The sequence below is a fragment of the Streptomyces thermodiastaticus genome (assembly GCF_014656135.1).
Taxonomy (GTDB): domain Bacteria; phylum Actinomycetota; class Actinomycetes; order Streptomycetales; family Streptomycetaceae; genus Streptomyces; species Streptomyces thermodiastaticus.
On record NZ_BNBV01000024.1, the window covers coordinates 14151 to 26356 of the forward strand.

The 12206-nt window shown below is 74.3% G+C and carries 12 protein-coding genes; 7 read left to right on the top strand and 5 right to left on the bottom strand.

Translation table 11 applies throughout. The features are described 5' to 3' along the window. Window positions 1-7: 7 nt before the first annotated feature. Window positions 8-211: a hypothetical protein gene (locus IE286_RS20300; protein ID WP_189798196.1), complete on the bottom strand. Its 204-nt coding sequence runs from the start codon at window positions 209-211 to the stop codon at window positions 8-10. Window positions 212-548: 337 nt separating this feature from the next. After that, entirely contained in the window at window positions 549-1181 is a 633-nt protein-coding gene (gene cofC / locus IE286_RS20305) for a 2-phospho-L-lactate guanylyltransferase (RefSeq protein ID WP_189798197.1), read from the bottom strand. Between the two features lie 187 nt (window positions 1182-1368). On the opposite strand from cofC, the gene IE286_RS20310 reads away from it, so the two are divergent. The 3 genes from IE286_RS20310 (at window position 1369) to IE286_RS20320 (ending at window position 4567) form a co-directional block, all read left to right on the top strand. Next, on the top strand, window positions 1369-2202 hold the full coding sequence (locus tag IE286_RS20310) for a lysophospholipid acyltransferase family protein (protein ID WP_189798198.1): 834 nt from the start codon (window positions 1369-1371) through the stop codon (window positions 2200-2202). Continuing rightward, window positions 2199-3209, top strand: coding sequence for an NAD(P)H-dependent glycerol-3-phosphate dehydrogenase (locus IE286_RS20315; RefSeq protein ID WP_189798199.1), 1011 nt, complete (start codon window positions 2199-2201; stop codon window positions 3207-3209). The genes IE286_RS20310 and IE286_RS20315 overlap by 4 nt, the downstream gene beginning before the upstream one ends. Window positions 3210-3409: 200 nt before the next feature. Continuing rightward, window positions 3410-4567 carry a D-alanine--D-alanine ligase family protein gene (locus tag IE286_RS20320; protein ID WP_189798200.1) on the top strand — a complete coding sequence of 386 codons (1158 nt, stop codon included), beginning with the start codon at window positions 3410-3412 and terminating at the stop codon, window positions 4565-4567. Window positions 4568-4607: 40 nt separating this feature from the next. Here the strand turns inward: IE286_RS20320 and IE286_RS20325 are convergent, their stop codons facing one another. Beyond that, window positions 4608-5105 carry a DUF3515 domain-containing protein gene (locus IE286_RS20325; RefSeq protein WP_189798201.1) on the bottom strand — a complete coding sequence of 166 codons (498 nt, stop codon included), beginning with the start codon at window positions 5103-5105 and terminating at the stop codon, window positions 4608-4610. A gap of 21 nt (window positions 5106-5126) precedes the next feature. Beyond that, entirely contained in the window at window positions 5127-5360 is a 234-nt protein-coding gene (locus tag IE286_RS20330) for an Lrp/AsnC family transcriptional regulator (RefSeq protein WP_125496163.1), read from the bottom strand. A gap of 237 nt (window positions 5361-5597) precedes the next feature. Here IE286_RS20330 and IE286_RS20335 point away from each other — a divergent pair, with 237 nt between their 5' ends. After that, the gene (locus IE286_RS20335; RefSeq protein ID WP_189798202.1) at window positions 5598-6563 is read left to right on the top strand and encodes a thiamine-phosphate kinase; all 966 of its coding nucleotides are present in this window, start codon (window positions 5598-5600) and stop codon (window positions 6561-6563) included. Continuing rightward, window positions 6560-7369, top strand: a complete 810-nt coding sequence (gene thiD / locus IE286_RS20340) for a bifunctional hydroxymethylpyrimidine kinase/phosphomethylpyrimidine kinase (protein ID WP_189798203.1) — start codon at window positions 6560-6562, stop codon at window positions 7367-7369. Before IE286_RS20335 ends, thiD begins: the two co-directional genes overlap by 4 nt. 259 nt (window positions 7370-7628) lie before the next feature. Here thiD and rpmB read toward each other — a convergent pair whose 3' ends face one another. Further along, on the bottom strand, window positions 7629-7814 hold the full coding sequence (gene rpmB / locus IE286_RS20345) for a 50S ribosomal protein L28 (protein ID WP_189798204.1): 186 nt from the start codon (window positions 7812-7814) through the stop codon (window positions 7629-7631). 275 nt (window positions 7815-8089) lie between these two features. Between rpmB and fakA the strand changes: the two genes are divergently transcribed. Next, window positions 8090-9844: a DAK2 domain-containing protein gene (gene fakA, locus IE286_RS20350; RefSeq protein WP_189798205.1), complete on the top strand. Its 1755-nt coding sequence runs from the start codon at window positions 8090-8092 to the stop codon at window positions 9842-9844. A gap of 79 nt (window positions 9845-9923) precedes the next feature. Next, on the top strand, window positions 9924-12191 hold the full coding sequence (gene recG, locus IE286_RS20355; RefSeq protein ID WP_189798206.1) for an ATP-dependent DNA helicase RecG: 2268 nt from the start codon (window positions 9924-9926) through the stop codon (window positions 12189-12191). Window positions 12192-12206: the final 15 nt, after the last annotated feature.

Consider the following 12206-nt stretch of genomic DNA (forward strand, 5'->3'; position numbering starts at 1 on the left):
GGGCCTCTCAGAAGGTCTGCAGTGTCACGAGGGTGATCCGCAGCCCGTCGCCCTCGCCCTCGGTCTCGATCCGCACCCGCTGCCCCGGCCGCAGCAGCCGCAGCCCGCCGGCGTCGAACGCCGCCGCGTCGAACGGCACCGGGGTGCCGTCGTCCAGCAGCACCTGCCCGCTGCGGCTTTCGGGGTCGTACGTGTACGCGGTCGCCTGCATGACGGCAGCGTAACTCCCGCCCGCACGGCCGGGTGACCGCGCTCGCCGCGCCCCGGACACCGCCCGGCCGCCACAGCGACAGCGCCCGCACGGCCGCGCCGTCCCCCTGCGGCACCGCCCGGTCGCCGTGACTCCGGTTCCGCCCCTCCCGGCGCCCGCGCCCTGCCCGTGCGCCCCGCCGGTGACCCCTGCGCCTGTGTCCCGCGCCCCGCCGCGGCCCCGTCCCTGGCGCTCACGGACCCGGCCTGCCCGCCGCCTGCGGGGCCGCGCCGTCCCCTTCACGCGTCCGCATCCGCGCCCGGAGCCCGGACGTTCTCCGCCCGCCGCCGGGTCACGGTCACTGCAGGAGCAGCCGGGCCGCCTGACGCGCCGTACGGGGGCCCACGCCGAGCGCGAGGGCGGCGCGCAGGTCGTCGCCGGTGTCCACGTCCTGTCGCACGGAATCCACCGCGTCGAGATCGAGTTCCACCGCACCCGAGGCACGGTGCCGGGCACGGGAGTCCGGGCCGAAAGCGGGGAGCAGAGCGTGCCCGGGAGCGGCCGTGAGAAGTGTCGTGCCGACGCCCGCCGCATCGGCGAGAAAAGCGCGCGGAAATGCGGCGGCATCCGTCAGGACCCGGGCCAATTCACCGGGCCGCAGCGCCGGCAGATCCGCATTCAGGGCGGCCACCGCACTTCCGGGCCGCGCCGAGCGCACCGTCCGTGCGCCGTGCGCGAGCGCGGCGTTCAGACCGGCCGCCGGAGCGTCCGGCACGACCTGCGCGCCGAGCGCGGACAGCTCCCGGCCGGCCAGCGCGTCGTCCGTGACGACCGCCACATCCCTCACCTGCGCGCAGGCCAGCGCCGCCGCCACGGTGTCCTGCGCGAACGCGAGGGCCAGCGCCGGCCGCACGGTGTCGCCGGCGGCCTGTGACAGCCTGCTCTTGGCCAGGGCCAGGGGTTTCAGGGGGATGACCAGGGTCCAGTGCACAGGCGTTCGCCTCTCTCTCGTCGCGGACATTGTCCCCGTGCCGCCGGGTGGGCCCGGGCGGCGGGGCGGCACGGGGAGCGCGGCCGCGGCTCGGGGCGGGCGTACGGTGTTCTCGACAGACCGGCGGCCCGGGGCGACACTTGTGCGGCCCCGGTCCCGGGGGAACGTCCTAGAGGAAGGTGTCCGCGTGCCCCGCCGCAGAATCGGCTTCTGGTACCGCTTCGCAGCGGTGATCTGCAAACCGCCGCTGCTGGTTCTGATCAAGCGGGACTGGCGAGGAATGGAGCACATTCCGGCCGACGGCGGATTCATCACCGTGGTGAATCACAATTCCCACATCGACCCTTTCGCCTACGCGCATTTCCAGTACAACACCGGCCGTGTGCCGCGTTTTCTGGCGAAAAGCGGGCTTTTCAAGAAGGGCCTCGTCGGTGCCGTGATGCGCGGCACCGGGCAGATCCCCGTCTACCGCGAGAGCGCCGACGCGCTGAGCGCCTTCCGCGCGGCCATCGACGCCGTGCAGTGCGGCGAGTGCGTCGCCTTCTACCCCGAGGGCACCCTCACCCGTGACCCCGACGGCTGGCCGATGACCGGCAAGACCGGCGCCGCCCGGGTCGCCCTGCAGACCAAGTGCCCGGTGATCCCGATCGCGCAGTGGGGCGCCAACGAGCTGCTGCCGCCGTACGCGAAGAAGCCGAACCTGCTGCCGCGCAAGACCCACCATGTGCTGGCCGGCCCGCCCGTGGACCTCTCGCGCTTCTACGACCGGGAGATGACCCCGGAGCTGCTGAAGGAGGCCACCGAGGTCATCATGGCGTCCATCACGCGCCTGCTGGAGGAGATCCGCGGCGAGAAGGCCCCCGCCGTGCCGTACGACCCGCGCAAGGAGCGGATCGAGCAGCGCCGCAGGACCCAGGAGCAGACGCGCTCCCGCACCCGGGGCCGGGGCGGGGCCGTCGCCTCCGGCCGGACCGGGCCGGGTGCGCGCGAGGCCGTCCGGGAGGAGGGGCAGGGCACATGAGCCAGCCGGTCAAGGCGGCCGTGTTCGGCACCGGTTCGTGGGGCACCGCCTTCGGCATGGTTCTCGCCGACGCCGGCTGCGAGGTCACCCTGTGGGCCCGGCGCCCGGAGCTGGCCGAGGCGGTCAACTCCACCCGGACCAACCCGGACTATCTGCCCGGTGTCGAACTCCCGCCGAATCTGCGGGCCACCGCCGACCCCGCCGAGGCGGCCCGCGACGCCGACTTCACCGTCCTCGCCGTCCCCTCCCAGACCCTGCGCGCCAACCTCGCCGACTGGCGGCCGCTGCTCGCCCCCGGCACCGTGCTCGTCTCCCTGATGAAGGGTGTCGAGGTCGGCTCGGCGATGCGGATGAGCGAGGTCGTCGAGGACGTCGCCAAGGTGCCCGCCGAGCGCATCGCCGTGGTCACCGGCCCCAACCTGGCCCGGGAGGTCGCCGCCCGGATGCCGGCCGCGGCCGTGGTGGCCTGCACCGACGAGGCCGTGGCCCGGCGGCTGCAGACCGCCTGCCACACGCCGTACTTCCGCCCCTACACCAACACCGACGTGGTCGGCTGCGAACTGGGCGGCGCGGTGAAGAACGTGATCAGCCTGGCCGTGGGCATCGCGGACGGCATGGGGCTCGGCGACAACGCCAAGGGCTCGCTCATCACGCGCGGCCTGGCGGAGACCACCCGGCTCGGCATGGTCCTGGGCGCCGACCCGCTGACCTTCTCCGGCCTGGCCGGCCTCGGCGACCTGGTCGCCACCTGCTCCTCGCCGCTGTCGCGCAACCACACCTTCGGCACCAACCTCGGCAAGGGCATGACCCTGCAGGAGACCATCGCGGTCACCCGGCAGACCGCGGAGGGCGTCAAGTCCTGCCGGTCGGTGCTGGATCTGGCCCGCCGGCACGGCGTCGACATGCCCATCACACAGACCGTCGTCGCCATCGTGCACGAGGGCAAGTCGCCGATGGCGGCGGTGAAGGAGCTGATGTCGCGCAGCGCCAAGCCCGAACGCCACTGAGCGCTCGGCCGGACCCGGGCCCCTGGGGCGGGCACCTGGCACGGGCCCGCCCCAGGGGCCCGGGTCCGTGCGCGGCCGCGGGCCTGGCACCGCCCGCCCCCACGCCCGGCGCAACGCTCAGCGCCGTCTGTGCGACGTTGCGCGACGGCGGTCGAGCGGGCGCTGACGTGGTGGAGACCACCGGGTACTCTCGTCGCGATATGAGCACCGAGAACCTTCCCCTCAGCCCTGAGCAGCCGCCGCGCAAGCCGCGCGTGGCCGTCGTGTTCGGCGGGCGCAGCTCTGAACACGGCATCTCCACGGTCACCGCAGGCGCCGTCCTCAAGGCGATCGACCGGACCAAGTACGACGTCCTGCCGATCGGCATCACGCGGGAAGGCCGTTGGGTGCTCGCCGCCGACGCGCCGGAGCGCATGGCCATCACCGAGCGCCGCACCCCCGAGGTCGAGGACGTCGCCGAGTCGTCCGAGGGCGCCCTGGTGCTGCCGGCCGACCCGGGCAACCGCGAGATCGTCTACAGCGAGCCGGGGGCGGTGCCCAAGGCGCTCGGCGAGGTCGACGTCGTCTTCCCGGTGCTCCACGGTCCCTTCGGCGAGGACGGCACCCTGCAGGGCCTGCTGGAGCTGGCCGGGGTGCCGTACGTGGGGTCGGGTGTGCTCGCCTCGGCCGTGGGACAGGACAAGGAGTACATGAAGCGCGTCTTCGCCTCCTTCGGGCTCACGGTCGGCCCCTACACGGTGATCCGGCCGCGCGAGTGGGAGCAGGACGTCGCCGCTGCCCGCAAGAAGATCGTCGACTTCGCCGGCGACCACGGCTGGCCGCTGTTCGTCAAGCCCGCCCGCGCCGGTTCCTCCATCGGCATCACCAAGGTCGACGGCCTCGCCGGCCTGGACGACGCCCTCGAAGAGGCCCGGCGGCACGACCCGAAGGTGCTGGTGGAGGCCGCGATCCGGGGCCGTGAGATCGAGTGCGGGGTGCTGGAGTTCGAGGACGGCCCGCGCGCCTCCGTGCCGGCCGAGATCCCGCCGCCCGAGGAGCACGCGTACTACGACTTCGAGGCCAAGTACATCGACTCCACGCCCGGCATCGTGCCCGCCCCGCTGACCGCGGAGCAGACCGCCGAGGTGCGGCGGCTCGCGGTCGAGGCGTTCGAGGCGGCCTCCTGCGAGGGCCTGGTCCGCGCCGACTTCTTCCTCACCGAGGACGGCGAGTTCGTGATCAACGAGATCAACACCATGCCCGGCTTCACGCCCATCTCGATGTACCCGCAGATGTGGCAGGCCAGCGGCGTCTCCTACCCGGAGCTGGTGGACCGCCTGGTGCAGGCGGCCCTGCGGCGCCCGACCGGGCTGCGCTGAGCACCCGAGGGCGGTGCGCCGAGCGGTGGTGCCCCCGGCGTCAGTCGGCGATTCCCTCGGGGATCGTCTTCCTGACGGCCGGGGCCAGGTCGACCAGCGGGGCCACGCCGCGGTCCGTGCGGCCGGCGGGGATGGTCACCTCCACATAGGCCCGGCGCAGCGTGGTGGTGAAGCGAAACGATCCGTCGCTCTGCTTCTGCAGCAGCCAGCCGACGCCGTCGATCTCGGCGCCGTCCGCCTCCGGGTCGTTCATCGCGGCGGGCCGCGGGACACCGCAGCGCAGTATGATCGCCGGGCTTCCCCAGCCCGCGGTCAGCGCGGACGCGGGCCGGGGGTCCGTGCGGCTCAGCCCGTCCACCTTCTGCGGCAGCGCCCTGTCCAGATCCCGGCACAGCTTCGTCACCGCCGCGTCGGGGCTGGGGACCGCGGCGGCGGGGCTGCCGTCGCTCGCGGAACAGCCCGCGACGGTGGCCAGCAGGGCGGTGACCGGCACGGCGAGGGCGGACAGGCCGTACCGCCGGTGACACAAGGAACTCACCGGCCCAAGGGTAGACGGGGGCTACAGATGCACGACCGGACAGGTCAAGGTGCGTGTCAGGCCTTCCACCTGCTGGACCTTCGCCACCACCATGCGGCCCAGTTCGTCGACGGTGTCGGCCTGCGCCCGCACGATGACGTCGTACGGTCCTGTCACGTCCTCGGCCTGGATCACACCGGGCAGTTTGCTGATCGTCTCCGCGACGGCCGACGCCTTGCCGACCTCCGTCTGGATCAGGATGTACGCCTGTACCACGGAACCTCCAGGGCGGCCACGAGGATCATGGGGAAAAGGAACGCCACGGTACCGCGTCGCCATGTGCCGCGGACAGACCCGCGAAGGACATGGCCCGCGTGCCGGGGGTGCAGGTAGGACAGAGGGTGGCGGCTTTCTCGACCGTAGCGAGGACCGCGCCTACGCGCGACCGGGACGCGCTCGGGGGCGCGATCAGGGACGCACAGCGACAGCAGGGACAGAAGGGGCGAAAGGGTCATGAAGGGCACTGTTGGTGAGCTCGGCGAGTTCGGGCTCATCAGGGAGCTGACCTCCCGTCTCACCACCACCCCGGCGGTCCGGGTCGGCCCCGGCGACGACGCCGCCGTGGTCGCCGCCCCCGACCGCAGGGTCGTGGCGAGCACCGACATACTCGTCGAGGGGCGGCACTTCCGCCGCGACTGGTCGACGGCGTACGACGTGGGCCGCAAGGCCGCCGCGCAGAACCTCGCCGACATCGCCGCCATGGGCGCCGTGCCGACCGCGCTGCTGCTCGGCCTGGTCGTCCCCGCCGAGTGCCCGGTCACCTGGCCCACCGAGCTGATGGACGGCCTGCGCGACGAGTGCCAGGTCGCCGGCGCCTCGGTGGTCGGCGGCGACGTGGTCCGCGGCGACACGATCACGGTGTCCATCACCGCCCTCGGCGATCTGCGCAATCACGAGCCGGTCACCCGCGCCGGCGCCCAGCCCGGCGATCTCGTCGCCGTCACCGGGTGGCTGGGCTGGTCCGCGGCCGGGTACGCGGTGCTCTCCCGCGGTTTCCGCTCCCCGCGGGCCTTCGTGGAGGCCCACCGCCGTCCCGAGCCGCCGTACCATGCCGGTCCCGCCGCCGCCGGGCTCGGCGCGACCGCGATGTGCGACGTCAGCGACGGACTGATCGCCGACCTCGGGCACATCGCGGAGGCCAGCAAGGTCCGTATCGACATCCGCTCCGGTGCCATCGACATCCCCTCACAGATGAACGACATCGGGCAGGCCGTCGGTGTCGACCCGCTGCAGTGGGTGCTCACCGGGGGAGAGGACCACGCGATCGTGGCCACCTTCCCGCCGGACGTGAAGCTGCCGGCCCGCTGGAAAGTGATCGGCGAAGTGCTCAACCCCTCGGCCCTGCCGCAGGTCACGGTCGACGGCGCGCCGTGGACCAGAAAGGGCGGCTGGGACCACTTCGGGGACATCGAGTCATGAGCGCCGCTCCGCCCCGGGTCCTGACCGTCGCCGGCTCCGACTCCGGCGGCGGCGCCGGCATCCAGGCCGACCTGAAGACGATGCTCGCCCTCGGCGTGCACGGCATGAGCGTGCTGACCGCGGTCACCGCGCAGAACTCGCTGGGCGTGCAGGGCGTCTGGGACCTGCCGGCCGAGGCGGTGCGCGCCCAGTACCGCAGCGTCGTGGACGACATCGGCGTCCAGGCCGTCAAGACCGGGATGCTGTCCTCACCGGAACTGGTGGAGACGGTCGCCGCATTGATCGCCGGCACCGACGCCCCCGCGGTCGTCGACCCGGTCGGCGTCTCCAAGCACGGCGACCCGCTGCTGCACGCCGACGCCGTGGAGGCGGTCCGCGGCAGGCTGCTGCCGGTGGCCACCGTGGCCACGCCCAACCTCGACGAGGTGGCCCAGCTGACCGGCGTCCGGGTCACCTCGGAGGACCGGCTGCGCGAGGCCGCCGAGGCCGTGCTGGCCCTCGGGCCGGCCTGGGTGCTGGTCAAGGGCGGTCATCTGCCCGGCGAGGCCGTGGACCTGCTCACGGACGGCTCCGAGGAGCACTGGCTGCGCGCCCCGCGCCACGACAACCGGCACACCCACGGCACCGGTTGCACCCTCGCCTCCGCGATCGCCTCCCGGCTGGCCCTGGGCGACGCGGTGCCGGAGGCGGTCAGGGCGGCCAAGGAGTACGTCACCGGCGCCATCGCCGCGGGCTTCGCGCTCGGTGGGGGCATCGGCCCCGTGGACCACGGCTGGCGCCTGCGCGGGCCGCACACGGCCGGGTAGCGGTCCGGGCAGGGTGCCCGCACAGGAGCAGGGCGGCGGGGCGCTGGGGCCGGCCGGAACCCCGCCGCCGGCCACGGGCACCCGGCGGGCACGGACGCCCGGCGGGCCCCCGCGGACCGCACAGGGCACGCCAAGGGCCGCCAGGGCACGCCAAATAGGCCAAGGGCCGCCGGAGCACGCCGAAAAGCCGGCCCACCCGGAGGTGGACCGGCTCGATGCGGCAATGGACAGTGGCCGCGCGCTCAGCCGTAGCTGTGCGTCAGCGCGAGACCTTGCCGGCCTTGATGCACGAGGTGCAGGCGTTCACGCGCTTCGGCGTCCCGCCGACCACCGTACGCACACGCTGGATGTTGGGGTTCCAGCGGCGGGACGTACGGCGGTGCGAGTGCGAGATGTTGTTGCCGAAGCCCGGCCCCTTGCCGCAGACGTCGCAGGTGGCAGCCACGGGTCACTCCAAAGACTTCAGATGCACTTACGGTTGATCCCGGCATGCCGGGAACCAGACCTCGGGCTCCCACGGAGCGGTCTGACATCCAGGTGGCGTTGCCAGGGGATGAGCCCGATCAGGATCGGGCAACCGGAGCAGCATACATCGGCCGCTCCCGCCTAGGGAAACTACCATGACCGCCGCGAGGACCTCACCGGGCCTGTTCCTGAGGGCGGCCGCCCGGCCGATACCCTGCGTCCAGCTCGGCAGCACAGCAGCTCAGGGAGGCGCAGGTGGCGCAGGTGCCGCAGACGTTCGACGCGCCGGCGGTGCGCACCTGGTGCTCTCTGGCGCTGCGGGCGCTCGGGCGGGCGCGCGAGGAGATCGACGCGATCAACGTCTACCCCGTGGCCGACGGGGACACCGGCACCAACCTGTACCTGACCGTGGAGTCCGCGGCCGCCGCCGTGGAGGCCGTCTTCGCCGCCCACGAGGCCGGCCGGGGCGGCACGGCCGGTGCGCCGGGCCCCTCCCTGGCAGAGGCGGCGCGCGCGATGGCGCACGGCGCGCTCATCGGCGCCCGCGGCAACTCCGGGACCATCCTCGCCCAGCTGCTGCGCGGCATGGCCCAGGTGCTGGCCGGCGACGGCGACGGTGCCCGCGCCGACGGTCACGGCCTGCGGCGCGCCCTGCGGCACGCCGCCGACTCGGCCCGGCAGGCCGTCGCCCACCCGGTCGAGGGCACGGTGCTGTCCGTCGCCGAGGCCGCCGCCGAGGCCGCCACCACCGCCGACGGCGACTGCGGCACGGTCGCCCGGGCCGCCTACGAGGGCGCCCGCGCGGCCCTCGCCGCCACCCCCGGCCAGCTGGCCGCTCTGCGCCGGGCCGGGGTCGTCGACGCCGGCGGCCGGGGCCTGGTCGTGGTGCTCGCGGCCCTGGTGGAGACCTTCACGGGCAAGATGCCGCCGGCCCACCCGGCCCGCCGGCAGGCCGCGACGGTGCCGGCGGGCGCGGCGGGGCAGGGCGCCGCAGGACGGCCGGTCGTGCCGCACGCCCGTGCCGAGGCCGCCGGAGCGGACACACCGCGGACCGAGGAGGCCGCCGAGCCCTGCGCCCCGGGGGGCGGCCCGGCCTTCGAGGTGACCTACCTGCTGGAGGCCGACGACGCCGCCGTCGCCCGGCTGCGGCAGCGGCTCGACACGCTGGGGGACTGCCTGGTCGTGGTCGGCGGCGACGGGCTGTGGAACGTGCACGTGCACGTCGACGACGCCGGTGCCGCCGTGGAGGCGGGCGTCGAGGCCGGCCGCCCCCATCGCATCCGGATCACCCACTTCGGCGCGGACGACGCGCACATCACGCCCGCCGGCCGGCCGCTGCCGGAGCGCGCCCAGCGCGCCGTGGTCGCGGTCGTCCCCGGCGAGGGCCTGGCCCGGCTGTGCGCCGAGGCCGGGGCGACCACGGTGCTCGCCCGGCCCGGCGAGCCGCCGGCCAGCGGGGAACTCCTGCAGGCCCTGCGGCGCGCCCACGCCCACGAGGTGGTGCTGCTGCCGGGCGACGCCGAGCTGTACGACCCCGCTGCCGCGGCCGCCGAGCAGGCCCGCGCGGAGGGCGTCCGGGTCGCCCTCATCCCGACCCGCTCGCCGGTCCAGGGTCTGGCAGCGCTCGCCGTGCACGAGCCGGGGCGCCGCTTCGACGAGGACGTGGTCGCGATGACCTCCGCGGCCGGCGCCACCCGCCACGCCGAGGTGACCGTCGCCGAGCGCCGCGCGTGGACCACCGCCGGCATCTGCCAGGCCGGGGACGTCCTCGGCCTCATCGAGGGCGACGTCGCCCTGATCGGCTCCGACGTCGGCGACACCGCCGTGACCGTCCTGGACCGCATGCTGGCCGCCGGCGGCGAGCTTGTCACCCTGGTGCTGGGCGACGACGCCCCGGAGGACCTCGCCGGCCGGCTGGAGCGCCACGTCCGCGAGTCCTACCTGGCCGTGGACACGGTGGTCTACCACGGTGGCCGGCAGGGCTCGCTGCTGCTCGTCGGCGTGGAGTGACCCCGGAGCCCGACGGTTCCGGGACCGTCGGGAGCGAGCCCGCGGCGCCGTCGCCGGACTGTCAGTGGCGTGGTGTGCAATGGACTGCGTGCCCGCACTGGAAGAACCACTGAAGAAGGTGCTCGGCCCCGCCACCGCCAAGGTGATGGCCGAGCACCTCGGCCTGCACACCGTCGGCGACCTCCTCCACCACTACCCGCGCAGATACGAGGAGCGCGGCCGGCTCACCCGCCTCGCCGACCTGCCCATGGACGAGCACGTCACCGTGGTCGCCCAGGTCGCCGACGCCCGTCTGCACACCTTCGCCTCCTCCCGGGCGCCCCGCGGCAAGGGCCTGCGCCTGGAGGTGACGATCACCGACGGCAGCGGCCGGCTCCAGCTGGTCTTCTTCGGCAACGGCGTGCACAAGCCCCACAAGGAACTCCTGCCCGGCACCCGCGCGATGTTCGCCGGCAAGGTCTCCGTCTTCAACCGGCGGCTGCAACTGGCCCACCCCGCCTACGAGTTGCTGCGCGACGACGGCGACGGCGCCGTGCGGTCCGCCGAGTCCTGGGCCGGCGCGCTCATCCCCATCTACCCCGCCACAGCGAAACTGGAGTCCTGGAAGATCGCCAAGGCGGTCCAGACCGTGCTGCCCAGCGCCCAGGAGGCCGTCGACCCGCTGCCCGAGACGCTGCGCGCGGGCCGCGGCCTGCTCCCCCTGCCCGAGGCCCTGACCCGGATCCACCGCCCGCGCACCAAGGCGGACGTCGCCGAGGCCCGCGCCCGGCTGAAGTGGGACGAGGCCTTCGTCCTCCAGGTCGCCCTCGCCCGCCGCCGGCACGCCGACGCGCAGCTGCCCGCCGTGGCCCGCCGGCCCCGCCCCGACGGCCTGCTCAAGGCCTTCGACGACCGGCTGCCGTTCACCCTGACCGAGGGCCAGCGGAAGGTCTGCCGGGAGATCTTCGCGGACCTGGCCGCCGAACACCCCATGCACCGGCTGCTGCAGGGCGAGGTCGGCTCCGGCAAGACCCTCGTCGCGCTGCGCGCCATGCTCGCCGTCGTCGACGCCGGCGGGCAGGCCGCGCTGCTCGCGCCCACCGAGGTGCTGGCCCAGCAGCACCACCGCTCCATCACCGAGATGATGGGCGAGCTGGCCGGTTGGGGACTGTGGCGCGAGCCGTCCGCGGACGGCGACGGGCAGGGAACCGGCGAGGCGCGGCCGGGAGGCACCGAGCACGCCACCAAGGTGGTGCTGCTCACTGGCTCCATGAGCACCGCCGCCCGCCGTCAGGCCCTGCTCGACCTGGCCACCGGCGAGGCCGGCATCGTCATCGGCACCCACGCGCTCATCGAGGACAAGGTGCGGTTCCACGACCTGGGGCTGGTGGTCGTGGACGAGCAGCACCGCTTCGGCGTCGAACAGCGCGACGCCCTGCGCGGCAAGGGCCGGCAGCCTCCGCACCTGCTGGTGATGACCGCCACGCCCATCCCGCGCACGGTCGCGATGACGGTCTTCGGCGACCTGGAGGTCTCCGTCCTGGACCAGCTCCCGGCCGGCCGCTCGCCCATCGCCACCCATGTCGTCCCGGCCGCCGACAAACCGCACTTCCTCACCCGCGCCTGGGAACGCGTGCGCGAGGAGGTCGCGCAGGGACATCAGGCGTACGTGGTGTGCCCGCGCATCGGGGACGAGGAGGACGACGCGGCGAAGGGCGCCGGGAAGGCCGCGGACGCGGAGACGGCCGACCGGCGCCCGCCGCTCGCCGTGCTCGACGTGGCCGACCGGCTGGCCCGCGGACCGCTCAAGGGCCTGCGGGTGGAGGCGCTGCACGGCCGGATGCCGCCCGACGACAAGGACGCGGTCATGCGCCGCTTCGCGGCGGGCGAGACGGACGTCCTGGTCGCCACCACCGTCATCGAGGTCGGCGTCAACGTCCCGAACGCCACCGTGATGGTGATCATGGACGCCGATCGCTTCGGCGTCTCCCAGCTGCACCAGCTGCGCGGGCGAGTCGGCCGGGGATCGGCACCCGGACTGTGCCTGCTGGTGACCGAGATGCCCGAGGCGAGCGCCGCCCGGCAGCGGCTGAACGCGGTCGCCGCCACCGTGGACGGCTTCGAACTCTCCCGCATCGACCTGGAGCAGCGCCGCGAGGGCGACGTCCTCGGCCAGGCCCAGTCCGGCGCCCGGTCCTCCCTGCGCGTCCTCGCCGTCATCGACGACGACAAGATCATCGCCGAGGCACGCCAGGAGGCGGCGGCGGTCGTGGCCGCCGACCCGGAGCTGGAGCGGCTGCCGGCCCTGCGCACGGCCCTTCGGGCCCTGCTGGACGAGGAGCGGGAGCAGTACCTGGAGAAGGGCTGACAGACTGGGATCACC